Origin of the sequence: Cellulomonas sp. NTE-D12, assembly GCF_027923705.1 — a bacterium.
Taxonomy (GTDB): Bacteria; Actinomycetota; Actinomycetes; order Actinomycetales; family Cellulomonadaceae; genus Cellulomonas.
Genome location: NZ_AP026442.1, coordinates 1,476,970 through 1,503,348 on the forward strand (window position 1 = coordinate 1,476,970; position 26,379 = coordinate 1,503,348).

Annotated in this window: 22 protein-coding genes; 16 read left to right on the top strand and 6 right to left on the bottom strand. The window is 73.4% G+C overall.

The features are described 5' to 3' along the window. Positions 1–43 precede the first annotated feature (43 nt). The 7 genes from QMF98_RS06830 to dusB all read left to right on the top strand — a co-directional run bounded on the left by QMF98_RS06830 (position 44) and on the right by dusB (position 6,957). Positions 44–1,429 (top strand): glycine--tRNA ligase, encoded by a 1,386-nt coding sequence (locus QMF98_RS06830; protein WP_337975254.1) that lies wholly within the window; start codon positions 44–46, stop codon positions 1,427–1,429. 100 nt (positions 1,430–1,529) lie between these two features. Further along, complete coding sequence (locus QMF98_RS06835; RefSeq protein ID WP_337975255.1) at positions 1,530–2,486, top strand: ABC transporter ATP-binding protein; 957 nt, start codon at positions 1,530–1,532, stop codon at positions 2,484–2,486. Further along, the gene (locus tag QMF98_RS06840; protein ID WP_337975256.1) at positions 2,483–3,307 is read left to right on the top strand and encodes an ABC transporter permease; all 825 of its coding nucleotides are present in this window, start codon (positions 2,483–2,485) and stop codon (positions 3,305–3,307) included. Before QMF98_RS06835 ends, QMF98_RS06840 begins: the two co-directional genes overlap by 4 nt. A gap of 47 nt (positions 3,308–3,354) precedes the next feature. Further along, positions 3,355–4,536 (top strand): sensor histidine kinase, encoded by a 1,182-nt coding sequence (locus QMF98_RS06845; protein WP_337975257.1) that lies wholly within the window; start codon positions 3,355–3,357, stop codon positions 4,534–4,536. Next, a complete protein-coding gene (locus QMF98_RS06850; protein WP_337975258.1) occupies positions 4,533–5,156 on the top strand; it encodes a response regulator transcription factor in 624 nt (207 codons plus the stop codon). The genes QMF98_RS06845 and QMF98_RS06850 overlap by 4 nt, the downstream gene beginning before the upstream one ends. Before the next feature lie 110 nt (positions 5,157–5,266). Then, a complete protein-coding gene (locus QMF98_RS06855) occupies positions 5,267–5,662 on the top strand; it encodes a VOC family protein (protein ID WP_337975259.1) in 396 nt (131 codons plus the stop codon). Positions 5,663–5,757: 95 nt separating this feature from the next. Beyond that, positions 5,758–6,957 (top strand): tRNA dihydrouridine synthase DusB, encoded by a 1,200-nt coding sequence (gene dusB, locus QMF98_RS06860; protein WP_337975260.1) that lies wholly within the window; start codon positions 5,758–5,760, stop codon positions 6,955–6,957. A gap of 80 nt (positions 6,958–7,037) precedes the next feature. Here the strand turns inward: dusB and QMF98_RS06865 are convergent, their stop codons facing one another. After that, the gene (locus QMF98_RS06865; RefSeq protein WP_337975261.1) at positions 7,038–7,931 is read right to left on the bottom strand and encodes a carbohydrate kinase family protein; all 894 of its coding nucleotides are present in this window, start codon (positions 7,929–7,931) and stop codon (positions 7,038–7,040) included. Positions 7,932–8,018: 87 nt separating this feature from the next. Here QMF98_RS06865 and QMF98_RS06870 point away from each other — a divergent pair, with 87 nt between their 5' ends. Continuing rightward, the gene (locus tag QMF98_RS06870; RefSeq protein ID WP_337975262.1) at positions 8,019–9,521 is read left to right on the top strand and encodes an alpha-amylase; all 1,503 of its coding nucleotides are present in this window, start codon (positions 8,019–8,021) and stop codon (positions 9,519–9,521) included. Between the two features lie 46 nt (positions 9,522–9,567). On the opposite strand, the gene QMF98_RS06875 is transcribed toward QMF98_RS06870, so the two are convergent. Both QMF98_RS06875 and QMF98_RS06880 read right to left on the bottom strand, forming a co-directional pair. After that, a complete protein-coding gene (locus QMF98_RS06875; RefSeq protein ID WP_337975263.1) occupies positions 9,568–11,274 on the bottom strand; it encodes a glycoside hydrolase family 13 protein in 1,707 nt (568 codons plus the stop codon). Between the two features lie 124 nt (positions 11,275–11,398). Then, positions 11,399–12,463, bottom strand: coding sequence for a LacI family DNA-binding transcriptional regulator (locus QMF98_RS06880; protein ID WP_337975264.1), 1,065 nt, complete (start codon positions 12,461–12,463; stop codon positions 11,399–11,401). Between the two features lie 218 nt (positions 12,464–12,681). On the opposite strand from QMF98_RS06880, the gene QMF98_RS06885 reads away from it, so the two are divergent. The 8 genes from QMF98_RS06885 (at position 12,682) to QMF98_RS06920 (ending at position 23,894) form a co-directional block, all read left to right on the top strand. After that, entirely contained in the window at positions 12,682–13,929 is a 1,248-nt protein-coding gene (locus tag QMF98_RS06885) for a sugar ABC transporter substrate-binding protein (RefSeq protein ID WP_337975265.1), read from the top strand. A 175-nt stretch (positions 13,930–14,104) separates the two neighbouring features. Beyond that, on the top strand, positions 14,105–15,724 hold the full coding sequence (locus QMF98_RS06890; RefSeq protein ID WP_337975266.1) for an ABC transporter permease subunit: 1,620 nt from the start codon (positions 14,105–14,107) through the stop codon (positions 15,722–15,724). A gap of 1 nt (position 15,725) precedes the next feature. Further along, the gene (locus tag QMF98_RS06895; protein WP_337975267.1) at positions 15,726–16,655 is read left to right on the top strand and encodes a sugar ABC transporter permease; all 930 of its coding nucleotides are present in this window, start codon (positions 15,726–15,728) and stop codon (positions 16,653–16,655) included. Beyond that, positions 16,652–18,523: a glycoside hydrolase family 13 protein gene (locus QMF98_RS06900; RefSeq protein ID WP_337975268.1), complete on the top strand. Its 1,872-nt coding sequence runs from the start codon at positions 16,652–16,654 to the stop codon at positions 18,521–18,523. Before QMF98_RS06895 ends, QMF98_RS06900 begins: the two co-directional genes overlap by 4 nt. Before the next feature lie 43 nt (positions 18,524–18,566). After that, a complete protein-coding gene (locus QMF98_RS06905) occupies positions 18,567–19,859 on the top strand; it encodes a deoxyguanosinetriphosphate triphosphohydrolase (protein WP_490715665.1) in 1,293 nt (430 codons plus the stop codon). Positions 19,860–19,876: 17 nt separating this feature from the next. Continuing rightward, positions 19,877–21,844, top strand: a complete 1,968-nt coding sequence (gene dnaG, locus QMF98_RS06910; RefSeq protein WP_337975269.1) for a DNA primase — start codon at positions 19,877–19,879, stop codon at positions 21,842–21,844. A gap of 92 nt (positions 21,845–21,936) precedes the next feature. Next, entirely contained in the window at positions 21,937–22,839 is a 903-nt protein-coding gene (locus tag QMF98_RS06915; protein WP_337975270.1) for an ABC transporter ATP-binding protein, read from the top strand. Beyond that, positions 22,836–23,894 (top strand): ABC transporter permease, encoded by a 1,059-nt coding sequence (locus tag QMF98_RS06920; protein WP_337975271.1) that lies wholly within the window; start codon positions 22,836–22,838, stop codon positions 23,892–23,894. Before QMF98_RS06915 ends, QMF98_RS06920 begins: the two co-directional genes overlap by 4 nt. 17 nt (positions 23,895–23,911) lie before the next feature. Here the strand turns inward: QMF98_RS06920 and QMF98_RS06925 are convergent, their stop codons facing one another. Genes QMF98_RS06925 through QMF98_RS06935 form a run of 3 tightly spaced genes read right to left on the bottom strand, consistent with a single transcriptional unit; the run spans position 23,912 to position 26,363 of the window. Further along, entirely contained in the window at positions 23,912–24,592 is a 681-nt protein-coding gene (locus QMF98_RS06925) for a LysE family transporter (protein ID WP_337975272.1), read from the bottom strand. Beyond that, positions 24,589–25,326 (bottom strand): spermidine synthase, encoded by a 738-nt coding sequence (locus tag QMF98_RS06930; RefSeq protein WP_337975273.1) that lies wholly within the window; start codon positions 25,324–25,326, stop codon positions 24,589–24,591. The genes QMF98_RS06925 and QMF98_RS06930 overlap by 4 nt, the downstream gene beginning before the upstream one ends. After that, complete coding sequence (locus tag QMF98_RS06935; protein WP_337975274.1) at positions 25,323–26,363, bottom strand: LacI family DNA-binding transcriptional regulator; 1,041 nt, start codon at positions 26,361–26,363, stop codon at positions 25,323–25,325. The genes QMF98_RS06930 and QMF98_RS06935 overlap by 4 nt, the downstream gene beginning before the upstream one ends. Positions 26,364–26,379: the final 16 nt, after the last annotated feature.

Consider the following 26,379-nt stretch of genomic DNA (forward strand, 5'->3'; position numbering starts at 1 on the left):
CCGCGGCACCCAGCCGCGGGCCCTCGACCCAGGAGTGCTCACCGTGGCCGCACCGTCCCGCCTCGACAACGCCATCGCCCTCGCCAAGCGGCGCGGCTTCGTGTTCCCGAGCGGCGAGATCTACGGCGGGACCAGGTCGGCGTGGGACTACGGGCCGCTCGGCGTGGAGCTGAAGGAGAACATCAAGCGGCAGTGGTGGCGGTTCATGGTCACCAGCCGTGAGGACATCGTCGGCCTCGACTCCTCAGTGATCCTGCCCCGGCAGGTGTGGGTCGCCTCCGGTCACGTCGGCGTGTTCACCGACCCGCTCACCGAGTGCCTGCACTGCCACAAGCGGTTCCGTGAGGACCAGCTGATCGAGGAGTTCACCGAGCGCAAGGGCCACGAGCCCGAGGGCGGCCTCGCCTCGGTGCCGTGCCCCAACTGCGGCACCAAGGGTCGGTGGACCGAGCCGCGTGACTTCAACATGATGCTCAAGACGTACCTCGGCCCGGTCGAGGACGAGTCCGGCCTGCACTACCTCCGCCCTGAGACCGCGCAGGGCATCTTCGTCAACTTCGCGAACGTGCTGACCGCCGCCCGCAAGAAGCCGCCGTTCGGCATCGGCCAGATCGGCAAGTCGTTCCGCAACGAGATCACGCCCGGCAACTTCATCTTCCGCACGCGCGAGTTCGAGCAGATGGAGATGGAGTACTTCGTCGAGCCCGGCACGGACGAGACCTGGCACCAGTACTGGATCGACACGCGGACCGACTGGTACGTCGGGCTCGGCATCGCCCGCGAGAACCTGCGGCACTACGAGCACCCCAAGGAGAAGCTGTCGCACTACTCGAAGCGGACGGTCGACATCGAGTACCGGTTCGGCTTCCAGGGCAGCGAGTGGGGCGAGCTGGAGGGCATCGCCAACCGCACGGACTTCGACCTGTCGACGCACTCGCAGCACTCGGGTGCCGACCTGTCGTACTTCGACCAGGGCCGCGGCGAGCGGTACGTGCCGTACGTCATCGAGCCCGCGGCGGGTCTGACGCGCTCGCTGATGGCGTTCCTGGTCGACGCGTACACCGAGGACGAGGCGCCCAACACCAAGGGTGGCGTCGACACCCGCGTCGTGCTGAAGCTCGATCCCCGCCTCGCACCGGTGAAGGCCGCGGTGCTGCCGCTGTCGCGCAACGAGCAGCTGTCGCCGAAGGCCCGCGACCTGGCCGCCGAGCTGCGCCGGGCGTGGAACGTCGACTTCGACGACGCCGGCGCCATCGGCCGTCGGTACCGCCGCCAGGACGAGATCGGCACGCCGTTCTGCATCACGGTCGACTTCGACACCCTCGAGGACGACGCCGTGACCATCCGCCACCGCGACGACATGTCGCAGCAGCGCGTCGGGCTCGGTCACGTGTCGGAGTACCTCGCGCAGCGGCTGATCGGCGCCTGAACCGGATCGCTCGAGCCACCGGCTGGGCATGACATCCGTCATGCCCAGCCGGTGACGCGCGGCGTGGGCCGCTGACCTGGTAGGTCGCCAGGATCGGTGCATGACCTTCACCGAGACCTCCCTCCGGCCACGTGCGGCCGGGGATGCCCCGCCGGCCATCGACCTGCGCGGGCTGCACAAGTCGTTCGGCTCCGTGCACGCCGTCGACGGCATCGACCTGGCCGTCGAGCCGGGCGAGGTCGTCGCGTTCCTCGGACCGAACGGCGCGGGCAAGACGACGACGATCGACCTGCTGCTCGGGCTGTCCGTGCCGGACGCCGGGACGGTGCAGGTGCTCGGCCTCGACCCGACGCGGGCGATCGCCGAGGGCCGTGTGTCCGCCGTCATGCAGACCGGCGGGCTGCTCAAGGACCTCACCGTCGGCGAGACGGTCGAGGTGACCGCCTCGTTCTTCCGGTCGGCCCGCTCCGCGGCCGAGGTGCTCGGCCGTGCCGGCATCGCCGACATCGCGGGACGCAAGGTCGGCTCCTGCTCCGGCGGCCAGCAGCAGCGGCTGCGGTTCGCGCTGGCGCTGCTGCCCGACCCCGACCTCATCGTGCTGGACGAGCCGACCACCGGGATGGACGTCGAGGGCCGCCGGGAGTTCTGGACGGCCCTGCGGGCGGATGCGGCGCGGGGCCGCACCATCCTGTTCGCCACGCACTACCTCGACGAGGCGGACGCGTACGCCGACCGCATCGTGCTGGTCAGCCACGGCCGGATCGTCGCCGACGGCTCGGCCGCGCAGGTGAAGAACCTGGCGTCCGGCCGGCTGGTGTCGGCCACCCTGGCCGACCTGACGCCGACGGACGAGGCCGCCCTCCGCGGGCTGCCCGGGGTGCAGTCCGTCGAGCTGCGCGGTGACCGGCTGCTGGTGCGCACCTCGGACTCCGACGGGGTCGCGCGGCTGCTGCTCACCTCCACCACGGCCACCGATATCGAGATCACCGCCCGTGGGCTCGAGGACGCCTTCCTCGCGCTGACCAGCGACACGACCACCGCAGGGAGCCCCTCATGACCACCACCGAGACCGCCGGCGCCGTGCAGGCAGCGACCGGCACCACGCCCCGCCCGACGGGGGCGTCGGACCGCACGCCGCGCACCGGCCTGCTGAACGGTCGATTCCTCGCCGTCGAGCTGCGTCGGCTGCTGCGCAACCGCCGCACGGTGATCTTCACCCTGGTGATGCCGCCGGTGTTCTTCCTGATCTTCGGGGCGAATTCCGCCTACCGGCACCAGTCCGTCGGCCACGGCAACGTGACCGCTTTCATCATGGTGTCCATGGCGCTGTACGGCGCGATGCTCGCCACCACGGGCGGTGGCGCCAGCGTCTCGGTGGAGCGTGCCCAGGGGTGGACCCGTCAGCTCCGCCTCACGCCACTGCGCCCCGCCACCTACGTCACCACCAAGGTGCTGGTGGCCATGGTGCTGGGCCTCGCAGCCGTGGTCGTGGTCGGCGCGGTCGGGCTCGCCGAGGGTGCGACGGCGCAGGGCGGCGCGCTCGTGTGGTCGCTCCTGCTCGCCTGGGTCGGCTCCGTGGTGTTCGCCGCGTTCGGCCTGTTCATGGGCTACCTGCTGCCGGCCGAGAACGTCATGCAGATCCTCGGACCGGTGCTCGCGCTGCTCGCGTTCGCCGGTGGGCTCTTCGTGCCGCTCGGTGACGGGGTGTTCGCGCAGATCGCCAAGGCGGTCCCGACGTACGGGGTGGCGCAGATCGTCCGAGCGCCGTTGACGGGTGAGGCCGTGACGGGGTGGGCGGTGCTCAACGTGGTCGGCTGGGCCGTGGTCTTCGGGCTCGGGGCCGCGTGGCGGTTCCGGCGGGACACCGCACGGGTGTGACCGGCGGGCGGCCGGTGCCGGTGCGGCCGCCCGCTACCGTGGGCGCCGTGAGGCGCGGGTGGCCCGGCTGGGGCGAGCAGCCGGTCGCGGCGTCGGAGTCCGACGGCGCGGCGCGGCCCCTGAACCGACGGGTGATGGCGGTGGTCGGGCCCGCCATGGGCCTCGTCTGGGTCGTCTTCCTGGTGCAGCCCTGGCTGGCGGCCTGGCGCAGCCACGTGGGGCTCGCCCGGGACGTGTCGCTCGCTGCCGTCGCAGGGCTCGCGCTCAGCTTCGCCTGGACGGTCGTGACGCGGGGCGGCGGCCGTGGTGAGCGGATGGGCAGCCGCGGTGTCGCGCTGGTGCTCGGCGGCCAGGCCGTGCTGGTCGGGCTGTCGACCCTGGCCGCCGCCGAGCAGGGGCTGGTCGGGCTCGTCTTCCTCTCCGTCTCGGCCGTCTTCCTGATCTGCCAGCCGCGCGCGCTGCTGGTCCCCCTCGGGGCGAGCGCCGTTGTGGTGGGGCTGCCGCGGGTGGTCCCGGGCTGGCTCACCACCGACGGGCTCGTGCTGTCCGTGCTGCTGGCGTCGTTCGCCGTGTTCGGGTTCACGCAGCTGGTGCAGCGCAACCGCCAGCTGCAGCTGGCCCAGGCCGAGGTCGCGGTGCTCGCCGTGGAGCGGGAGCGGGAACGGATCGCCCGCGACATGCACGACATCCTGGGGCACTCGTTGACGGTGATCGCGGTCAAGGCCGAGCTGGCCGGCAAGCTGTTCGAGCTGGACCCGGAGCGGTCCCGTGCCGAGATGGCCCAGGTGCAGGCCCTGGCCCGCGGCGCTCTCGCCGACGTGCGCGGGATGGTGTCGGCGACCCGTGCCGTGACGCTGGCGGGCGAGCTCGCCGGCGCCCGGCAGGCGTTCGACGCGGCGGGCGTCCAGGCGCAGGTGCCCGGCAGCGTCGACGACGTCCCGGAGCACCTGCGTGAGCTGTTCGCCTGGGCGCTGCGAGAGGGGACGACGAACGTGCTGCGCCATGCGGCAGCCAGCCGCGTGGAGGTGACCATGACGGCGGACTCCCTCGTCGTCGACGACGACGGCCACGGGCCCTCGGGCGGTGCCGCCGGGGAGCCGACCGCACCGGGGAACGGGCTGCACGGGCTGACGGAGCGCGCGCGGGCCGCCCGGGCTCGCCTCGAGGTCTCGACGAGCCCGTTGGGCGGCTACCGGCTCGCGGTGATCGCGCGGAACGAGGGCCGATGAGCGAGCGACCGATCCGGCTGCTGCTCGCCGACGACCAGGCGCTGGTGCGCGGCGCCCTCGCAGCCCTGCTGGATCTCGAGGCCGACCTGACCGTCGTGGCGCAGGTCGGACGCGGCGACCTGGTGGTCGACGCCGCGCGCGCCAACGGGGCCCAGGTGGCGCTCCTCGACGTCGAGATGCCGGGCATGGACGGGATCGCCGCCGCCGCGGCACTGCGTGCCGCCTACCCGTCCTGCCGGTCCTTGGTGGTCACCACCTTCGGCCGGCCCGGGTACCTGCGGCACGCGCTCGACGCGGGCGCGAGCGGGTTCGTGGTCAAGGACACCCCCGCCGAGCAGCTGGCGGACGCCGTCCGCCGCGTGCACGCGGGGCTGCGTGTGGTGGACCCCGACCTCGCGGTCGAGTCGCTGGCGGTGGGCGCGAGCCCGCTGACCGATCGTGAGCGGGACGTCCTGCTGGTCGCCGGGCGCGGCGGGACGGTGGCGGACATCGCGCGGGAGACGTTCCTGTCCGAGGGCACCGTGCGCAACTACCTGTCCGCCGCGATGGGCAAGACGGGTGGCCGGACGCGGGCGGAGGCAGTCCGCCTCGCCCAGGAGAACGGGTGGCTGCTGGGCTGAGTCGCGGGTCCGCGACGCGGCCGCCGGAGGCGTCGTGGCTCACCGAGCGGGCGACGTGCGCCGCTGCGAGAGTGGGGCCGTAGATCCGCATCGTGCGCAGGAGGTCCATCGTGTCCCGTGTCGTGCACTTCGAGATCCACGCGGACGATGTCGCCCGGGCCCGGGAGTTCTACGGGTCGGTGTTCGGCTGGCAGTTCCAGGACTGGTCGGGCGTGGCCGACGACGAGTACTGGGGCGTCAGCACCGGCGGGGGTGACCAGGTCGGCATCGACGGCGGGCTGCTGAAGCGACGAGCCCCTGCGCCGGCCGCCGAGCAGGGCCCCAACGCGTTCGTCTGCACCGTCCAGGTGGACGACTTCGACGCCACCGCCGCGGCGATCGAGGCCGCAGGGGGCCGCGTCGCGCTGCCCAAGTACGCCCTCACCGGCATGGCGTGGCAGGGCTACTTCCTCGACCCCGAGGGCAACACGTTCGGCATCCACCAGGCCGACCCCGAGGCCCGGTAGCCGCTCGGTCGTCGTCGCGACACCTGACGACCGCGCACCCCGTGGCCGGTCCGCCGGGCGGCGGTCGTCCGCGGCCGGATGCGACACTGGACGGCATGCCCCCGGTCCTCGACGACGCCGACGCACGCCCGGCCGCCCCGACGGTCGGTGCCGTGCTGCCCCCGCTGCACATCGGTCCGATCGTCGTGGACACCCCTGTGGTGCTCGCGCCGATGGCCGGCGTGACCAACGCGGCGTTCCGCCGGCTGTGCCGCGAGTCCGGCGCGGGTCTGTACGTCGCGGAGATGGTGACCAGCCGCGCCCTCGTGGAGCGAAGCCCGGAGTCGTTCCGGATCATCGACTTCGCGCCGGACGAGCGCCCGCGCTCCGTCCAGGTGTACGGGGTCGACCCGACGACAGTCGGCGCCGCGGTGCGGATGCTGGTCGAGGAGGACCGCGCCGACCACGTCGACCTGAACTTCGGCTGCCCGGTGCCGAAGGTCACCCGCCGCGGCGGGGGAGCGGTGCTGCCCTGGAAGCGGGACCTGTTCTCGTCCATCGTGCAGGCGGCCGTGGCCGCCGCGGCGCCCGCCGGGGTCCCGGTGACGGTGAAGATGCGCAAGGGGGTCGACGAGGACCACCTGACGTACCTCGAGGCGGGTCTGCGTGCCCAGGACGCCGGCGTGGCGGCCGTCGCCCTGCACGGCCGGACGGCGGCGGACTACTACTCGGGGACGGCCGACTGGGATGCCATCGCGGCGCTCAAGGCCGCCGTGACCGACATCCCGGTGCTGGGCAACGGAGACATCTGGTCGGCGGAGGACGCGCTGGAGATGGTGGCGCGCACGGGTGTCGACGGGGTGGTCGTCGGCCGGGGGTGCCAGGGGCGGCCGTGGCTGTTCGCCGACCTCGCGGCGGCGTTCTCCGGTTCTGACGTGCGGGTGCGCCCGGGACTCGGCGAGGTCGCGGCCGTGGTGCGGCGGCATGCCGAGCTGATGGTCGACACCTTCGGTGACGAGTCGAAGGCGCTGCGCGAGATGCGCAAGCACATGGCCTGGTACTTCAAGGGCTACGTGGTGGGCGGTGAGCTGCGGGCCCGGCTGGCGATGGTGTCGACGACGGCGGAGCTGGACGACCTGCTCGCGCTGCTGGACCACGACCAGCCCTATCCCGGTGCCGCCGCCGAGGGGCAGCGGGGCCGTGCCGGGTCCCCGAAGCGGCCGCACGTGCCGGACGGGTGGCTCGACTCGCGGGAGCTGTCGGAGGACTTCCGGCGCACGCTGCGCGAGGCCGAGCTGTCGGTTTCGGGCGGCTGACGCCGCCACGCGTCGCCTGGCATCGGCCGCCTGGCCCACCGCGCGCGAGAGGCCGGCTGCGCAGGGCAGCGGCGTGGGGCTCAGTGCCGACGGACCTGGACCGAGGTCGCCAGCGTCGTCGCCTCCGCGCGCGTGAGGGAACCGCCACCGAGGCCGGGCTGCGCGACGGCGAGCGCCGCGACGGCAGAGGCGAGCGCCAGGCCCTCCGGCGTCGGCAGCCCGTCGAGGTGCGCCGCCAGGAGCCCCGCGAGGAAGGCGTCACCGGCCCCCTCGGCGTCGACCACGTCGACCCGCACCGCCGGGACCTCCCACCAACCCTCGGCGTCGCGCGCGAGCGCGCCCGCCGACCCGGCGGTGCAGACGGCCAGCCGCGTCCCGGCTGCGACGCGGGCGTCGAGGTACGCGCGCGGGTCGTCGAGTCGTGCCGCGCTGACGAGCAGCACGTCCGCCGCCTCCGCGAACGCTCGTGGGTACGCGGCCGCGCCGTCGTCGTCGTGGACGTCGCACCACACGGGCACCCCGCTCGCCCGTGCGGTCTCGAGCAGCGGACGGGAGTGCTCCGCCAGGTCGAGGACCGCGACCGGTGCCTCGCGCAGCGCTGCGAGGAGGTCGGGCGGCGTGGGCCCCTGCACCTGCGGCAGCTCGAGGTAGATCGACACCCGGTCGCCGTCCTCGGCGAGGAGGTTCAGGTGCTGCTCGCTGCGACCGCGAGCCGCCGGACGGGCGAGCACGCGGAGCCCGGGCCGCTCGAGCGCCGCGCGCACCAGCGTGCCCGGATCGTCGTCGCCCAGCACGGTCGAGAGCAGCACGTCGACGCCGAGTGCGGCCAGCGTCACCGCCTTGCCGGCGGAGGTGCCGCCCAGGGCGTGCTCGACGGAGCGCGCTGCGAGCGTCTGGGGTCGCGGCTCCGGCAGTGCGTCGAGCCGCACCAGGGTGTTCCACGACGCGGGCCCGTTGACGACGACGGCTGGCACGACGGCAGCGTACGGCCGCGGTTCGCGGGCTACACTCGGCGCGCCGAAACTTGCTGCAAGTCCTTGCGGCCCGACCTGGTGGTGACGATGACGCACCGCACGCCCCCGTTCACCCGCACTCGCCGGTTGCTCCCGACCGTTGCGCTGGCGGCCGCGCTCGCCCTGCTGGCCGGCTGCACGACGTCCGGAGTGTCCGCCTCCGCGACGGCGGCGCCTGCCGTCCGCGACGTCGGCGTCCAGCTGTTCCAGTGGACGTGGCCGGCGATCGCCCGTGAGTGCACCGACCGGCTGGGACCCGCCGGCTACGGGTGGGTGCTGACCTCGCCGCCGCAGGAGCACGTGCTCGGTAGTCAGTGGTGGACCTCCTACCAGCCGGTCAGCTACCGGTTGGAGAGCAGGCTCGGTACCCGCGAGCAGCTCGCCGCCATGGTCACGGCCTGCCACGCCGCCGGCGTGAGGGTCTACACGGACGCCGTGGTCAACCACATGACCGGCCAGGACGCCCCGGGCGTCGGCTGGGCCGGTTCGTCGTACTCGCACTACGACTACCCAGGGCTGTACTCGGACGCCGCGGGCGACTTCCACCACTGCGGCCTGACGCCGGGTGACGACATCGTCAGCTACCAGGACGCGACGCAGGTGCGCACGTGCCAGCTGTCCAACCTCGCCGACCTCGCGACCGAGAAGCCGCAGGTGCGCCAGAAGATCGCGGCCTACCTCGCCGACCTCGTCTCGCTCGGCGTCGACGGCTTCCGCATCGACGCGGCCAAGCACATGGCGCCGGAGGACATCGCGGCGTTCACGGCCTCGCTCCCGGCCGGCACGGGCGTCGTCCAGGAGGTGATCCGCGGCAGCGGCGAACCCATCACCCCTGAGCAGTACCTCGCCAACGGGAAGGTGCTCGAGTTCTCCTGGGGCCGGGACGTCAAGGGCATGCTGGCCGGCTCGATCGGTCCGGTCTTGGCACTCGGGACCGGCAGCCGGTACGCGCCGAGCGACAAGGCGGTCGTCTTCGTCGACAACCACGACACCGAGCGGAACCGCTCCACCCTCAGCTACCGCGACGGCGCCACCTACCAGCTGGCCGACGTGCTGATGCTCGCAGGCACCTACGGCACGCCGCTGGTGCACTCCGGGTACGCGTTCGACGACCGCGACGCCGGTCCGCGCCAGGACGCCCGCGGTGCCGTGCTGGATGCCGCGTGCGGCGCCGCTCCCGGCCCGGGCGCCGCGCTGCAGCCCGGCGACTGGGTGTGCCAGCACGCCTGGCCTGCCGTGGCCGGCATGGTCGGCTGGCGTGCCGTCGTCGGCTCGGCGGCCGTGGTCGACACGTGGTCGGAGGGCGACGCGGTCGCGCTCGGGCGCGGCGGTCTGGGCTTCGTCGTCGTGAACAACGGGGACAGCCCGGTGGCGACGAGCATCCCGACGCACCTGCCGGCCGGCACCTACTGCGACGTGCTGGCGGGTGGTGCGCCGGTGAGCGGAGGCCGGTGCACCGGGTCGTCGGCGACCGTCAAGGGCGGCGAGATCGTGGTGCAGGTCCCGCCCCGCTCGGCGCAGGCGTGGGACGTGTCCGCACGGCGAGGCTGACGCCGTCGGACCCGCAGCGACACGGTCGCAGCGCCGCGCGCGGCCGTCAGCGCAGCTCGACCCAGACCGTGGTGGCGGCCGGCACGGTGCGCTCGGCCCCCGCAGCCAGCGGTGCGGAGGACAGCAGCACGTGTCCGTCGTCCGGCAGCTGCACCGAGCCCTCCCCGAGGTTGGCCACCACCAGGACGTCCCGGTCGACGAATGCGAGCACCGTCGGGTCGGTCGACACCTCCGGCGCCCAGCTGAGGTCGCCCGAGCCCAACCCGTGGTCCCGCCGCAGCCGCAGGGCCGCCCGGTAGAGCTCGAGGGTGGAGCCGGCCTGGTCACGCTGGACGTCCACGGCGAGGCGCGCCCACTCGTCCGGCTGGGGGAGCCACGTCGCCCCGGTCGGTGAGAAGCCGTACGCGGGTGCGTCCGCGCGCCACGGGAGCGGGACCCGGCAGCCGTCGCGACCCAGCTCGGTGCCACCGGTCCGGAAGAAGGCCGGGTCCGTCCGGACGGACGGGTCGAGGGTGGTGTGGTCCGGCAGCCCCAGCTCCTCGCCCTGGTACAGGTACGCGGAACCCGGCAGCGCCAGCACCAGGAGCGTCGCGGCGCGCGCACGCCGCAGCCCGAGCTCGGCATCCGGCTGGACGTCGTCCGGCCCGATGCCGTTGGGCCGGCTGGTCGGGTCGGGCAGGCCGAGCCGGGACGCGTGCCGGACGACGTCGTGGTTGGACAGCACCCAGGTGGTGGGAGCACCGACGGCGTCGTTGGCGGCGAAGGACGACTCGATCACCCGCCGCAGCCGCACCGCGTCCCAGCCGGTGACCAGCACGTCGAAGTTGAACGCCTGGTGCAGCTCGTCGGGCCGCACGTACCGGGCCAGCCGGGGAAGCGGGTCCACCCACGCCTCGGCGACCATCACCCGTTCGCCCGGGTACTCCTCGAGCACCCGGCGCCACGCACGGAAGATCTCGTGCACACCCTCCTGGTCGAACATCGGGTTGGTGCCGCCGGGGACGGTGCCCTGCTCGTCGCCCTCGATCATCGCGACGTGGCCCGACCAGTCCGGCAGCCCCTCGGCCTTGACCATGCCGTGCGCGACGTCGACGCGGAAACCGTCGACCCCGCGGTCCAGCCAGAACCGCAGCACGTCCTCGAACTCGGCGCGGACCTCCGGGTTCTCCCAGTTCAGGTCCGGCTGGCCGGCGTCGAAGAGGTGCAGGTACCACTGGCCGGGGGTGCCGTCCGCCTCGGTCACCCGCGTCCACGCACGTCCGCCGAACACCGACTCCCAGTTGTTCGGCGGCAGCTCACCGTGCTCGCCACGGCCGTCCCGGAACAGGTACCGGGCCCGCTCCGGCGAGCCGGGTGCCGCCGCGCAGGCGGCCCGGAACCACGCGTGCTCGTCCGAGGTGTGGTTGGGCACCAGGTCGACGATCACCCGCAGCCCGAGCTGGTGCGCGCGCGCCAGCAGCGCGTCGGCGTCCGCCAGCGTGCCGAACAGCGGATCGACGTCCCGGTAGTCGGCGACGTCGTAGCCCGCGTCGACCTGCGGCGAGCGGTAGAACGGCGACAGCCACAGGGCGTCGACGCCCAGCTCGACCAGGTGGTCCAGGTGGGCCGTGATGCCGGGCAGGTCGCCGATGCCGTCACCGTCCGAGTCGGCGAACGAGCGCGGGTACACCTGGTAGATCACGGCGGAACGCCACCACTGCGCGTCAGCCGGGGCGGTGTGCACGCGGACGCGGTCGGGAGCGGTGCTGGTCATGGAGGCCTCTCGGACGGTGCGGCGGGGCGCCGCGCGGGCGCGTCGGGACGCGACGGTGCAGGACGTGACGGCTCGGGCGGTGCGGTGGTGGGGTGCCGACGGCACCGGACGGCCGGAGCCGTCGTCAGACCGCGGCGGCCCCGGGTCCGGGGAGCACCAGGGCACCGGCGGGCGCGGCGCCGGTGGAACCGCGCACGACCAGCTCCGGCTGGAACAGCAGCTCCGCCCGGGAGACCGGCGTGGAGCGGATCTCCGCGACGAGCGCCGCGACGGCGGCGTGCCCCATCGCCGCCACCGGCTGCCGGATCGTGGTCAAGGGCGGGTCGGTGAAGGCGATCAGCGGCGAGTCGTCGAAGCCGACCACGGAGAGGTCGTCCGGCACCCGGAACCCGCGCGAGCGGGCGGCACGGACCGCGCCGAGGGCCATCAGGTCCGACCCGCAGATCACCGCGGTGTGCCCGGACTCGATCAGCTCGAGGGCGGCGGACTGACCACCCTCGACCGTGAAGAGGGTCGAGACGATGTGCTGCTCGGGCTCGGCGACGCCCTGCCGCCGGAGCAGCTCGGAGAACGCGTCGATCTTGCGGCGCACCGGCACGAACCGCGTCGGCCCCACGGCCAGCCCGATCGACCGGTGGCCGAGCGACGTCAGGTGCCGGACGGCCTGCTCCATCGCGGCCGCGTCGTCCGTCGACACCGTCGGCGCGTCGACGCCCGCGGCGAACCCGTTGACCAGCACGAGCGGGATGCCGCGGCTGCGCAGCCGCTGGTAGCGCTCGGTGCTGGCGGACGTGTCGGCGTGCAGGCCGGACACGAAGACGATGCCGTCCACCCCGTGCTCGAGCAGCATCTCCACGTACTGGTCCTCGGTGGTGCCGCCCGGCGACTGCGTGCACAGCAGCGGCGTGTACCCGCGGTCGGACAGCATCGTCTCGATCACCTGCGCGAACGCCGGGAACACGGGGTTGCTCAGCTCCGGCACCACCAGCCCGACGAGGCCGGCAGGCCGCGAGTGCAGCCGGTCGGGCCGTTCGTAGCCGAGCACGTCGAGGGCGGCGAGCACCGCCTGGCGGGTGTGGGAGGACACCCCGTGCTTGCCGTTGAGCACGCGCGACACCGTGGCGGTGCTGACACCTGCCTGTTCGGCGATGTCGGTCAGCCGGGTGCGTGCCGGCGGCAGCAGAGACACGGGACCTCCTCGTCCATCACGGGTGCGACGGTCAATCATGCCCGGCGCGTCGTCGGCGTGTCTCCGTCCGACGTCCCAGCCCTGCAAACCGTTGCCTGAAAGTTACCGTAACGAGTTGCTGATGCGATCACAAGCGCGTTACCGTCCCAGCCATCAGGCCATCGTCGGCGGGCGTCCCGTCGGCCGACGGCACGACTTCCACCGAGGAGCACACAACGATGCGACGGAGCATCCCCCTCGCGGCGATCGCCGGAGTGACCCTGGCGCTGGCCGCATGTTCGGGCTCGGGGTCGGGTTCCGGCTCCACCGCGAGCGCCACCGCGAGCGCGAAGCCGACGCTCAGCGGCACCCTGACCATGTGGGTCGACGAGACCCGCATCGACTCCATGAAGCCGATCGTCGACGAGTTCCAGCAGCAGACCGGCGTGAAGGTCGACCTGGTGCAGAAGGTGTCGGGCGACATCCGCACCGACTTCGTCTCGCAGGTACCCACCGGGCAGGGCCCCGACGTGATCATCGGCGCGCACGACTGGACCGGTGAGTTCGTCAACAACGGCGTCGTCGCCACCGTCCAGCTCGGCGACAAGGCGAAGGACTTCAGCAAGTCCGCCGTCTCCGCGTTCGCCTACAACGGCCAGCAGTACGGCGTGCCGTACGCCATCGAGAACATCGCGCTGGTCCGCAACAACAAGCTCCTCCAGGACACGACGGCGAAGACGTTCGACGACCTGGTGACGCAGGCCAAGACGGCCAACACCCCGTTCTCCGTGCTGATCCAGCAGGGTGACAAGGGCGACGCGTACCACCTGTACCCGCTGCAGACGTCCTTCGGCGCCCCGGTGTTCAAGCAGAAGGACGACGGCTCGTACACCAACGAGATCGGCATGAGCGGCGACGCGGGCGCCAAGTTCGCGGCCTACCTGCAGAAGCTGGGCAAGGAGAAGGTCCTCGACGCCTCGATCGACGGCGACAAGGCCAAGCAGGCGTTCCTCGACGGCAAGGCGCCGTACATCATCACCGGCCCGTGGAACACCACCGCGTTCACCAAGGCGGGCATGGACATCTCCGTGCTGCCGATCCCGAGCGCCGGAGGCCAGGAGGCCAAGCCGTTCGTCGGCGTCCAGGGCGCGTTCATCTCGGCGAAGAGCAAGAACCCGCTGCTCGCGCAGGAGTTCGTGGTCAACTTCCTCACCACCGAGAAGGTGCAGACCGAGCTGTACAAGAGCGGTGGCCGCCTGCCGGCCCTCACCGCCGCGGCCAGCAAGGTGGACGACAAGGTGCTCGCCGGCTTCAACGCCGCCGGTTCCACCGGTGCGCCGATGCCGTCCATCCCCGAGATGGGCTCCGTGTGGTCCTTCTGGGGCACCACCGAGGTGCAGCTGATCAACGGCCAGGCGGCCGACCCGGCCGGCGCCTGGACCACCATGATCACCAACATCCAGAACGCCATCGCCACCAAGAAGTGACGCCCGTGACCGGTCGCTGACCGGTCAGGGAGAGGCGGTCGCGGTCCCGCCGGGGATTCACCCGGCGGGACCGCCCCGCCGCCGGGCGGCCGCCAGGCGCCGCCGCCCGGACAGGACCACCATGAGCCGCAGACGACGACGTCACCCGGCCGTCCCGGCCGCCTCGAGGAGCACCATGTCCCACCAGGGAACCCAGGTAGAGATCCCGGACGAGGCGCCCCCGCGCACGCCGTCCGGCCGGCGCACCGGCGTGGGGGACACGTCCCACGCCCGCAGCTGGTCCCGCGGCTTCTTCGTCAAGCTGGCCGTCGTCGCCATCGCCGACGCCGTCAGCGTGTACGGCATCCTCACCGCGGTCGCCGTGCAGTCGTGGGGTGTCGCGGCGTTCCTGCTCGCGGCGCTCGTCGCCATCACGTGGGTGTACTTCTCCCGGCGCGGCCTGCCGGCCAAGTACCTGCTGCCGGGGCTGCTCTTCCTGCTCGTGTACCAGCTGTTCGTGATGGGGTACACCGCCTACGTCGCCTTCACCAACTACGGCGACGGGCACAACTCCACGAAGAGCGATGCGGTCGCCCAGATCCTGGTGCAGAACGAGAAGCGGGTGGAGGGCTCCGCCACCTACCCGCTCACCGTCGTCGACAAGGCCGGCACGGTCGGCTTCGCCGTCGTCGTCGACGGCAAGGCGGAGGTCGGTTCGGCGTCGCAGCCGCTGACCGCGGTGGACGGTGCGACCGTCGACGGCGGCAAGGTGACCGCGGTGCCGGGCTGGCAGGTGCTGGACTTCGCCTCGATCGCCGGCCGGCAGGACGAGATCGTCAACCTGCGCGTGCCGTTCTCCTCGAACCCGGACGACGGGTCGCTGCGCACCCAGGACGCCCAGAACGGCTACCTGTACAGGTCCGCGCTGACGTACGACGCGGCGGCCGACTCGATGACGGACACGAGCACGGGGACGGTGTACCGGCCCGACTCGCGCGGCAGCTTCGTCTCGCCCGACGGGACCGCGCTGACCCCCGGCTGGCGCGTCGCGGTCGGCTTCTCGAACTTCACGCAGATGTTCACCGACAGCCGGTTGTCCGGGCCGTTCACCCAGATCCTGGTGTGGACCTTCGTGTTCGCGGGGCTCTCGGTGCTGACGACGTTCGCGCTGGGACTGTTCCTGGCGATCACGTTCAACGACCCGCGGGTCCGTGGCCGGCGCGTCTACCGGTCCCTGCTGATCCTGCCGTACGCCTTCCCCGCCTTCCTGTCCGCGCTGGTCTGGCGAGGCATGCTCAACCAGCGGTTCGGGTACGTCAACGAGGTGCTGCTGGGCGGGGCGAACGTGCCGTGGTTGACCGACGGCACGCTGGCCAAGGTGTCCGTGCTGATGGTCAACCTGTGGCTGGGCTTCCCGTACATGTTCCTGGTGTGCACGGGGGCGCTGCAGTCGATCCCGACCGACATCATCGAGTCGGCGCGGATGGACGGCGCGAGCCCCTTCCGGATCTTCCGGTCGATGACCCTGCCGCTGCTGATGATCTCCGTCGCGCCGCTGCTGATCTCGAGCTTCGCGTTCAACTTCAACAACTTCTCGCTGATCTACATGCTGACCGGCGGCGGACCGAGCTTCACCGGTACCCCGGTCCTGATCGGGCACACGGACATCCTGATCTCGATGGTCTACGCGGTGGCGTTCGGCAGCGGTCTGAAGCAGTACGGCCTGGCGAGCGCCGTCTCGATCCTCATCTTCATCGTCGTCGGCCTCATCTCGTGGTGGGGCTTCCGGCGCACGCGCACCCTCGAGGAGCTCTGACATGGCCGCGACCTCGACCCGGACCGGCACCGTCCTGCGGACGCCCATCAAGCCGACCCGCTCGCTCGAGCACCACGCCCCCGTGCACGGTGTGCGGTGGTGGCGGGAGATCGGCTGGCGGCACGTCGTCGCCGTCGTCATGGTGGTCGTCTGCGTGCTGCCGCTGCTGTACGTGCTGTCCGCCTCGTTCAACCCGGGCGGCACTCTGACGGGCTCGAACCAGCTTTTCCGGCACGTCTCGGCGCAGAACTACCAGGACCTGTGGGGCCGGTACTTCGGCTCGTGGCTGCTGAACTCGTTGCTGGTGTGCACGGTGACCGCCGTCGGCACGGTGCTGATGGGCGCGGCCGCCGCCTACGCGTTCAGCCGGTTCCGCTTCCGCGGACGGCGGGGCAGCCTGACGTTCCTGCTGCTGGTGCAGATGTTCCCGCAGATGCTCGCGTTCGTCGCGATCTTCCTGCTGCTGCTCAGCCTGTCCAAGGTGTTCCCCGCGATCGGCGTGAACAGCCAGCTCGGGCTGATCGCGGTGTACCTCGGCGGTGCGCTGGGCGTGAACACGTTCCTGATGTACGGGTTCTTCAACACCGTCCCGCGTGAGCTGGACGAGGCGGCCAAGATCGACGGCGCCACGCACGCGCAGATCTTCTGGACGATCATCCTGCGGCTGGTCGCCCCCATCCTCGCGGTGGTGGGGCTGCTGTCGTTCGTCTCGTCGTACGGCGAGTTCATCATCGCCAAGATCGTGCTGCAGCGGCCGGAGAAGTGGACGCTCGCGGTCGGGCTCTACAGCTGGGCGGCGGACGAGAAGACCGCCCCCTGGGGGCTGTTCGCGGCCGGCGCGGTGCTGGCGGCCATCCCCGTGGTGCTGCTGTTCCAGTTCCTGCAGAAGTACATCGTGTCCGGGCTGACGGCCGGTTCGGTCAAGGGGTGAGCCGGGGCCGCACCCGGCAGGCGCCGCGGCACCGGCTCGACCGGCCGCACCACGACGGCTCGGCGCTCTACGTGGCGCCGGGCACCCCGGCGCTCGGCGACGTCGTGCGGGTACGCGTCCGCGTTCCCGCCGACCGGCCGGTCGACTCGGTGTGGGTGCGCGTGCTGCGGGACGGGGAACCGGTGATGGTGCCGGCCCGCGCGGACGGCGACGGCGGCGACGAGCGGTGGTTCGCGGTGGACGTCACCGTGCACAACCCCGTGACGGGGTACCGCTTCTTGCTGGACGAGCCCGGTGGCGCGCGGTGGCTGAACGGCACCGGCCTGCACGCCCGGGACGTCACGGACGCCGCCGACTTCCGGCTCTCGGTGCACCCACCGGCCCCGTCGTGGACGAGCGGCGCCGTGGTGTACCAGGTGTTCCCGGACCGGTTCGCCCGTGCCGACGGGTACGACGGGCCACCGGCCGGAGGGCCGGCCTGGGCGGAGCCCGTGGCGTGGGACGTGCCGCCCGCGGCGACCGGTCGCTCCACGGGACGCCAGCTGTACGGGGGAGACCTCCGCGGGCTCGCCCAGCGGCTGGACCACCTCCAGCGGCTCGGGGTGGACACCGTCTACCTCACCCCGGTCTTCCCCGCGCGGTCGGTGCACCGGTACGACGCGACCAGCTTCGACCACGTCGACCCCCTGCTGGGCGGCGACGAGGCGCTCGCAGACCTGTCCCGCGCGGTGCACGAGCGCGGGATGCGGCTGGTCGGCGACCTGACGACGAACCACACCGGTGCGGGCCACGACTGGTTCGAGGCCGCGCGGCAGGACCGCTCGGCGCCCGAGGCATCGCTGTACTACTGGACGGACAGCGAGCCCGGCTACGTCGGGTGGCTGGGCCACCCGTCCCTGCCCAAGCTGAACTACGGCGCGGGCAGCACGTTCGACCGGATGGTGTCCGGCCCCGGCTCCGTGACGGCACGCTGGCTGCGCGAGCCTTACGCGCTCGACGGCTGGCGGGTCGATGTGGCGAACATGACCGGCCGGCACGGGTCCGACGACCTGACGCACCGCGTGGCGCGCGAGATGCGGGAGACGATGTCTGCGGTCAACCCGGCGACGGTGCTGGTCGCGGAGCACTTCCACGACGCGGGGGAGGACCTGCGGGCCGGCGGCTGGCAGGCGGCGATGAACTACGCCGGGTTCGCGACGCCGGTGGGCGGGTGGCTGGTGGACCCGGCGGCCGGCCTGACCATGCCGGGCATCCCCGTGCCCCGGGCCTCGCGGCGCGGGAGGGCGATGGTGGCGACGATGCGCGAGGTGCTGGCGGGCGTGCCGTGGTCGGTGGCGGCGCACCAGTGGAACCTGCTCGGCTCGCACGACACGCCCCGCATCCGGACGCTGGCGGGCAGCGCGGCCGCGGTGGAGGTGGCCGCCGGGCTCCTCTTCACGTATCCGGGCACGCCGATGGTCTTCGCCGGCGACGAGGGGGGTCTGACCGGGTCCACAGGCGAGGGGGCGCGGGTACCGATGCCCTGGGCCGACATCGACGGCGGCGGCTCGCGGTGGGACCGGGGCACGTTCGACGTCTACCGCCGGCTGATCGAGGTCCGGCGGGGGAGCCGGGCGCTGCGCGAGGGCGGGCTACGCTGGGCGGTGGTGCACGACGACGCGGTCGCGTTCCTGCGCGAGACGGCCGACGAGCGCGTTCTGGTGCTCCTGGCCAGGGGCCGGTGGCCGGGGGCGCGGTTGCCGCGCACCCTGCTGGCCGGCGGTTCAGCGCCCGAGCGGCTGCACGGCGACGGCGAGCTGGAGGTCCGGCGGGACGGACTCGTCCTTCCCGGCGACGGACCGGCGGTCCACGTCTGGCGACTGTCCTGACCGGCGGGGTGCGCGGTCGCCTAGGGTTTCCCGCGTGACCGTCGTGCACCCCGCCGTGCCCGGCAACCAGGCCGCCCTCGTGCCCGGCTACGCCGAACGGGACCTGCAGCGCTGGGTCCACGAGGGGTCGAAGAACCAGGAGCGCACGCCGTTCGAGCGCGACCGCGCCCGCCTGGTGCACTCCTCGGCGCTCCGGCGGCTCGGCGCCAAGACCCAGGTGCTCGGCCCCGCGTCCGACGACTTCGTGCGCACGCGCCTCACGCACACCCTCGAGGTCGCGCAGGTCGGCCGCGAGCTCGGCAAGACGCTCGGGTGCGACCCGGACGTCGTGGACACCGCCTGCCTGGCGCACGACCTCGGCCACCCGCCGTTCGGGCACAACGGCGAGCGGGCGCTCGCCGACCTGTCCCGGCACATCGGCGGCTTCGAGGGCAACGCCCAGACGCTCCGGCTGCTCACCCGCCTCGAGCCCAAGGTCGTCGGCCCCGACGGCCCGGTGGGTCTCAACCTGACGCGCGCCAGCCTCGACGCCTCGGTGAAGTACCCGTGGCGGTACGGGGAGGGGCCGGTCAGCGCCGCGAGCGGCCGACCGACCCACAAGTTCGGCGTGTACGAGGACGACCTGCCGGTGTTCACGTGGCTGCGTGAGGGCGCGCCGGCGGGCCGCAAGTGCCTCGAGGCGCAGGTGATGGACCTGGCCGACGACATCTCCTACTCGGTGCACGACGTCGAGGACGCCGTGGTCGGAGGCCGGTTCGACCTGGTGGTGCTGACCGACGACGACGAGCGCGCTCGCGTCGTCGAGGCGGTGGAGACCTGGTACGGCGACCAGGTGGACGCTGACGGCCTGCAGGCCGCCACGGACCGGCTGGTCGACGCCGAGCTGTGGACCACCGGCTTCGACGGCTCCCGTGGCGCGCTGGCCATGCTCAAGGACGCCACGAGCCAGCTGATCGGCCGGTTCGCCGCCGCGGCCCAGCGTGCCACGCGCGAGCAGTACGGTCCCGGACCGCTCACCCGGTACGCCGCAGACCTGATCGTGCCGATCGAGACGGTGGCCGAGATCCTCGTCCTCAAGGGCCTCGCGGTCGCGTACGTGATGGCGCCGCGCGAGCTCGAGCCGCTCTACCAGCGGCAGCGCGAGATGCTCGTCGACCTGGTCCGGGTCCTGTCCGAGCGGGCGCCGATCGCACTCGAGCCGCCGTTCGCCGCCGACTGGGCGGAGGCGTCGGACGACGCCGCCCGCCTGCGCGTGGTGATCGACCAGGTCGCCTCCCTCACGGACGTCTCGGCGGCCTCCTGGCACGCCGACCTCGTCGCACCGCCCTACCGCTGACGACCTACACTTCGCGCGTGGCGGGGCGCATCCGGCGGGAGGACGTGGAGGCGGTCCGCGAACGCGTCCGCATCGAGGACGTCGTCGGCCAGCACGTCGCGCTGCGACCCGCGGGTGTCGGATCCCTCAAGGGCCTGTGCCCGTTCCACGACGAGAAGTCGCCGTCGTTCCACGTCCGCCCGCAGGTGGGCCGGTACCACTGCTTCGGGTGCGGCGAGGGCGGCGACGTCATCGCCTTCGTGCAGAAGGTGGACGGCCTCGGGTTCACCGAGGCGGTGGAGTACCTCGCCGCCCGGGTGGGTCTGCAGGTGCGGTACGAGGAGGGTGGTGCGCCACGGCCCGGAGACGAGCCGGGTCGGCGACGCCGGCTGCTGGACGCGCACCGTGTGGCCGAGGAGTTCTACCGGGAGCAGCTCGCGGGTCCGTCGGCCGCGGCGGGGCGCCGGTTCCTCGGCGAGCGCGGGTTCGACCGTGCCGCTGCCGACGGCTTCGGCGTCGGGTACGCGCCGCAGGGCTGGGACGCGCTGCTGCGCCACCTGCGCGGGCGGGGGTTCACCGAGCCGGAGCTGATCGCGTCGGGCCTGGTCAGTCAGGGGCAGCGCGGTGTGTACGACCGGTTCCGGGGCCGGCTGGTGTGGCCGATCCGCGAGGTGACCGGCGAGACCGTCGGCTTCGGCGCACGGCGGCTGTTCGACGAGGACAACGGGCCGAAGTACCTCAACACCCCGGAGACGGCGCTCTACCGCAAGTCGCACGTGCTGTACGGGATCGACCTCGCCAAGCGGGAGATCGCCCGCGAGCGGCAGGTGGTGGTCGTCGAGGGGTACACCGACGTGATGGCGATGCACCTGTCCGGCGTCGGGACGGCGGTGGCGACCTGCGGAACGGCGTTCGGTACCGAGCACGCGCGCATCGTGCGGCGGCTGATGGGCGACTCCGGCGGGGCCGGCGGGGTGCAGCTCGCCGGGGGCGGGTCCGTCGGAGGTGCCGTCGTCTTCACGTTCGACGGGGACGCCGCCGGCCAGAAGGCTGCGCTGCGCGCGTTCGGCGAGGACCAGTCGTTCTCCGCGCAGACGTTCGTCGCCGTCGAACCCTCCGGGATGGACCCGTGCGAGCTGCGGCAGGCGAAGGGGCCCGACGCGGTGCGGGCCCTCGTCGCCGGGCGGCAGCCGCTGTTCGAGTTCGTCATCCGCTCCACCCTCGCCAGCTTCGACCTCGGCACGGCCGAGGGCCGCGTCGGGGCGTTGCGTGCGGCGGCGCCGGTGGTCGCGGGCATCCGGGACGCCGCACTGCGGCCGGAGTACACCCGCCTGCTCACGGGCTGGCTCGGGCTGGGTGACGAGGCGCAGGTGCGCCGGGCGGTCGCCGCCGCGGGGCGGTCCGCGCCGGCTGGCGACCGCGCCCGGGGCGACGACCGCTCTCGGGGCGACGGCGACGGACGCGGGGGCCACCCGGGTCGAGAGGTGCAGCCCCCGCCGGCCCCGCGGCTGCCGGTCCCGGACCGGCGCGACCCGGTCGCCTCCCTCGAGCGCACCGCCCTCGAGGTGCTCCTGCAGCTGCCGGCGCTGGTCCCGTCCGACGCCGACGACCTCGGCTCCGACACGTTCACCGTGCCGGCCTACCGGGCGGTGCACGAGGCGCTCCGGGCCGCGGGGGGACCGCAGGCCGGCCGCGTCGTCGCAGCCGGCGGGGACGCGACCGGCTGGGTGGGCCAGGTGATCGAGGAGGCGTCCGAGCCCGTCCGTCCGCTGGTCACCGAGCTGGCGGTGGCGCCGGTCCCGGAGGACCGTGCCGACGCGCTCGCGGACTACGTCCGCGGCGTGGTGCTCCGGCTGGTGGAGATCGGCTGCACGCGGCAGATCGCCGAGCTGCGCGGGCGGCTGCAGCGGATGGACGCACAGGCCGACGCGGCGGCGTACTCCGCCGCCTTCGCCGAGCTCGTGGCGCTGGAGGGTCGGCGCCGCACGCTGCGGGAGAGCGCCTGACCGCTGCGGCCGCGGGGCGCCGGGCTGCAGGCGGGAGCCGGGTCGCCATCGGGGGGTGGTGGCCGCGCGGCGGCCGGTGGTGAGGTGGGCACATGGGCGTCCGCATCGACGTGTCGCACCTGACCATGACGTACGGGGCACTGGTCGCCGTGGACGACGTCTCGTTCGTCGTCGAGCCGGGGGAGTTCTTCGGCCTGCTCGGGCCCAACGGCGCCGGCAAGACCACGGCTCTGGAGGCGATCGAGGGGCTGCGCCGGCCCGCCGGCGGAACCGTCCGGCTGGACGGCCACGACCCCTGGCGGCGCGACCCCGCCCTGCAGCGCCGGATGGGCGTGCAGCTGCAGGCGTCGTCGTTCTTCGAGCGGCTGACCGCCCGTGAGCAGCTGCGCACGTTCGGCGCGCTGTACGGCGTCCCGGCCGCTCGTGCCGATCTGCTGCTCGGCACGGTCGGCCTGGAGGACAAGGCGGACGAGCGCACCGAGAAGCTGTCCGGCGGCCAGCGGCAGCGGCTGTCCATCGCCTGCGCCCTGGTGCACGACCCGGAGGTGGTGTTCCTCGACGAGCCCACCGCGGCGCTCGACCCGCAGGCGCGCCGCAACCTGTGGGACCTGCTGCGGGGCCTGACCGCCGACGGGCGCACCGTGGTGCTCACCACCCACTACATGGACGAGGCCGAGGCGCTGTGCGACCGCGTCGCCATCGTCGACGAGGGCCGGCTGCTGACGCTGGACACGCCGGCCGGACTGGTGCGCGGTCTCGACGCACCGGTGCGGATCACCCTCGCCCCCGGCGCGCTGACGATGGACCAGGTGCCCGGGATCGGCGGCGTCGCGAGCGCCGAGGAGGACGACGGCGGCCTCGTGCTCACCACCCGCGAACCGGCCGCGGTGCTCGGCCAGCTCGCGGCGGGCGGAGCACTGACGGGGCTGAGCGTGCGCGGAGCGACTCTCGAGGACGTGTTCCTGCACCTGACCGGACGGGAGTACCGCTCGTGACCGCGCTGCGCTCGCTGACCGCCGCCATGGCGAAGGGTTTCGTGCGCGACCGCATGACGATCTTCTGGTCCGTGGTGTTCCCCCTGATGTTCCTGGTGCTGTTCGGCGGCATCTTCTCCGACCGCTCGAGCCCGCGGCTCGATGTGGTCGCCGTGGGACCGGTCGCGGTGCTCGACCGGCTGCCCGCTGACGCCCGTGCCCAGCTGGACCAGTCGATCTCCGTCACGACGAGCGACGACCTCGACGCTTCGCTGGCCCGGGTGCGGTCCGGTGCCGTCGCCGCCGTGGTGACGCAGGACGGTCCCACCGTGGACGTGCACTACTCGCGTGCCGACCAGGTGCGCGCCGCCCAGGTGCTCGGCACGTTCCGCGGGCTGGTGGACGCGACGAACCTCGCGGCGTCGGGCGCTCCGCCGGCACTCTCGCTGCGGACCGCCCAGGTCGAGGACACGTCGTTGCGGACCATCCAGTTCGTCACCCCGGGCCTGCTCGGCTGGGCGGTGGCGATGAGCGCGACGTTCGGTGCGGCGGTCAACCTGGTGACGTGGCGCACCAACGGGCTGCTGCGCCGGATGCGGCTCGCTCCCGTGTCGACCGCGTCGGTGGTGCTCGCGCGCGTCGGGGTCAGCCTCGCCGTCGCGTTCGGTCAGGTGGTGATCTTCCTCGCCGTGGCGGTCGCCTTCTTCGGCCTGAAGCTGACCGGGTGGTGGCCGATGGTGTTCCCGCTGACCCTCGTCGGGACGCTCGCCTTCCTGTCGATCGGCCTGCTCGCCGGCTCGGTGGCCAAGACGGAGGAGGCCGCGGTGGGGCTCGCCAACGTCATCGTGCTGCCGATGGCGTTCCTGTCGGGGTCGTTCTTCTCGCTGGCCGGCGCACCGGGCTGGTTGCAGGGCGTCTCCCGGGTGCTGCCGCTGCGGTACCTGAACGAGGCGATGCTCGACACGATGGTGCGCGGGAGGGGTCCGTCGTCCGTGGTGCTGCCCGTGCTGGTGCTGCTGGCGTTCACCCTGGTGCTGACTGCCGTGTCGGCGCGCCTGTTCCGCTGGGAGCCCTGAGCGGAGCCGACGCCCCGTCAGCCGCCCGCTGCCGTCGCCACGGCCAGCGCGCCGACGGCCACGGCCCCCGCCGCCGCCGTCCAGCGCCGCGCCCGGGGTCCCGTCAGCACGCCTCCGACGGCCGAACCCGTGCCGGCGAGCAGCAGCTGCCAGCAGGCGGAGCCGAGGAGTGCGCCGACGACGAACGCCGTCCGCTGGGGCAGGTCCGTGACTGTCCGGGCGGCCGGACCCGCCACGAGTGCCGCGAAGTAGACCACCGTGGCCGGGTTGACGGCCGTCAGGCCGACGACGGTCAGGTACGCCCACCCGGGCCCGAGGGCCGACCGTTGCTCGACCGTCGTGCTCGGTGCGGCACCGGCGGGGCGCCACGCCGGCCGGGCCAGCACCACCGCCACCGCCGCCAGCACGACGGCGGACGACCACCTCAGCGTCGTGCGGTGGGCCTCGATCAGCGGGGCCAGGGCCGCGCCCGCCACCAGAGCGACCGTCGCGTACGCTCCGTCGACGGTCGCCGCACCGAGCCCTGCCGCGGCGCCCACCCGCCACCCGCGCTGGGCGGCGACCATGACGATCAAGGTCGAGACGGCACCGACCGGCACCGCGATCGCCAGCCCGGCCACGACGCCGGATGCGAACGCCGTCGCGAGCCCGCCGGGCGTCCCGGCGAGCGCCGCGACGGGGCTCAGCAGCCCGCTCATCGTCCGCCGACCGCGACGGCCAGGTACAGGGCGTACTCCAGGTCCCGTCCGTCGCGGTGCACGGGCAGCGTCACCTCCCGGCAGTCGGCGCCGGCGGTGCGTAGCGCGTCGGCGAGGGCCGGCGCCCGGTCGGCCGACCACACGGCCAGGACGCCGCCCGGCGCCAGCAGGTCCAGCGCGGTGCGCAGGAACTGCGGCTGGTAGACGACGGCGTTCGGCGGGTGGATCAGGAAGCCCGGGCCGTTGTCGACGTCCAGCAGCAGGGCGTCGAACGAGCCGGCCGGAATCGTCGGCAGCAGGTCGACCACGTCGCCCACGGTGACCGTCAGGCGGGGATCGCTCAGCGCAGCAGCGGGTAGCGGCAGCATCCCGGCGCGCGCCCACTCGACGACCGCCGCGTGGAGCTCCACCACGTGCACGGTCGCCACCCGTGGGTCGGCGAGCAGCGCCGCCGTGGTGAACCCCAGGCCGAGCCCGCCCACCAGCACGCGGGCCCCGGGACGCCCGCCCGGGTCGCGCTCCTCCCTGCGCTGGCCGTCGTGCCCCTGCCAGCGGTCGAGCGCCAGCCGCGCGAGGGCACGTTCCGTCCCGGTGTCGACCGTGTCCATCGCGAACACCCCGTCGACGATCAGCTCGGTCACGGCGCCCCGCCGCGCGAGCGCCACCTCCGCGCGCTCGTCCTGCGCCCGTGCGACGACGACGCGGTGCACCTCCTGCGCGTCCGGCGTGCTCACGACCCGGTCCCGGGCCGGGGAGGGGCGGTGCTCGCACGGACGACCAGCGGGGCCGGCACCACGACGCGCTCGGCGCCCAGGTCGGACCCGTCCCGGATCTGCCGCACCAGCAGCTCGACCAGCGCGGCGCCGACCCGCTCGAAGTCGTGCACCACCGTGGTCAGCGGTGGCCACACGTAGCCGGCCAGCGGGATGTCGTCGAAACCGACTACCGACACGTCCTCGGGCACCCGACGGCCCGCCTCGAACAGGGCCCGCACCACACCGACGGCCATCTCGTCGTTGGCGGCGAAGACGGCGGTCACGGACGGGTCGAGCGCGAGCCGGCGGCCGGCTTCGTACCCGGACTCCGCGCTCCAGTCACCCACCTCGGGTGGGGGCGTGCCGGCGCCGGCCGTGGCGCTCGCCGCGCGCCACGCGTCGCGGCGCAGGCGCGCCGGCACCGAGTCCTCGGGTCCGGCGACGTGGTGGACCTGACGGTGCCCGAGCGCCAGCAGGTGCTCGACGGCCGACCGTGCACCGGTTGTCTCGTCGGCGCCCACGGTGGCGTGCCGACCGACCTGACGCGGATCGGCGACCACGACCGGGAGGTGGGAGGGCAGCGCCAGCGTCTCGGGTGTCGCCGTCTCCGCGCGGATCACCACCAGCCCGTCGACGGCCTGGTTGTCCAGCCGCTGCACGGCGTCGCTCACGTCGTGCGGTGACGGCGTGAGCACGTCGACCAGGGAGATCGTGAAGCCCTCGCGCCGGGCCGCCTCGACGACCGCCTCGACGATCCGGGTCTCGCCGGTGCGTGGCAGGCGGTGCGCCACCACCCCGATCGCCTGAAAGCTGCCGTACCGCAGGGCCCGCGCCGCGTGGTTGGGGGCGTAGCCCAGGCTGGACATCGCCTCGAGCACCCGTGCCCGCGTCCCGGGCCGGACGGAGGCCGAGCCGTTCGACACCCGGGACACCGTCTGCAGCGAGACGCCGGCGAGGCGCGCGACGTCACCGATGGACGCGCGGCCGCCTCGGCCGGAACCGGTCGGGCTGGGCATGTGCCGAGCATAGGGA

What these genes read in the sequence shown, in the direction of transcription:
- QMF98_RS06875 (WP_337975263.1), bottom strand. Translation starts at nt 11,274, where the DNA reads ATGACCAGCACCGCTCCCGACCGCGTCCGCGTGCACACCGCCCCGGCT.
- QMF98_RS06890 (WP_337975266.1), top strand. Translation starts at nt 14,105, where the DNA reads ATGTCCCACCAGGGAACCCAGGTAGAGATCCCGGACGAGGCGCCCCCG.
- QMF98_RS06835 (WP_337975255.1), top strand. Translation starts at nt 1,530, where the DNA reads ATGACCTTCACCGAGACCTCCCTCCGGCCACGTGCGGCCGGGGATGCC.
- QMF98_RS06935 (WP_337975274.1), bottom strand. Translation starts at nt 26,363, where the DNA reads ATGCCCAGCCCGACCGGTTCCGGCCGAGGCGGCCGCGCGTCCATCGGT.
- dusB (WP_337975260.1), top strand. Translation starts at nt 5,758, where the DNA reads ATGCCCCCGGTCCTCGACGACGCCGACGCACGCCCGGCCGCCCCGACG.
- QMF98_RS06925 (WP_337975272.1), bottom strand. Translation starts at nt 24,592, where the DNA reads ATGAGCGGGCTGCTGAGCCCCGTCGCGGCGCTCGCCGGGACGCCCGGC.
- QMF98_RS06915 (WP_337975270.1), top strand. Translation starts at nt 21,937, where the DNA reads ATGGGCGTCCGCATCGACGTGTCGCACCTGACCATGACGTACGGGGCA.
- QMF98_RS06895 (WP_337975267.1), top strand. Translation starts at nt 15,726, where the DNA reads ATGGCCGCGACCTCGACCCGGACCGGCACCGTCCTGCGGACGCCCATC.
- QMF98_RS06850 (WP_337975258.1), top strand. Translation starts at nt 4,533, where the DNA reads ATGAGCGAGCGACCGATCCGGCTGCTGCTCGCCGACGACCAGGCGCTG.
- QMF98_RS06840 (WP_337975256.1), top strand. Translation starts at nt 2,483, where the DNA reads ATGACCACCACCGAGACCGCCGGCGCCGTGCAGGCAGCGACCGGCACC.
- QMF98_RS06870 (WP_337975262.1), top strand. Translation starts at nt 8,019, where the DNA reads ATGACGCACCGCACGCCCCCGTTCACCCGCACTCGCCGGTTGCTCCCG.
- QMF98_RS06885 (WP_337975265.1), top strand. Translation starts at nt 12,682, where the DNA reads ATGCGACGGAGCATCCCCCTCGCGGCGATCGCCGGAGTGACCCTGGCG.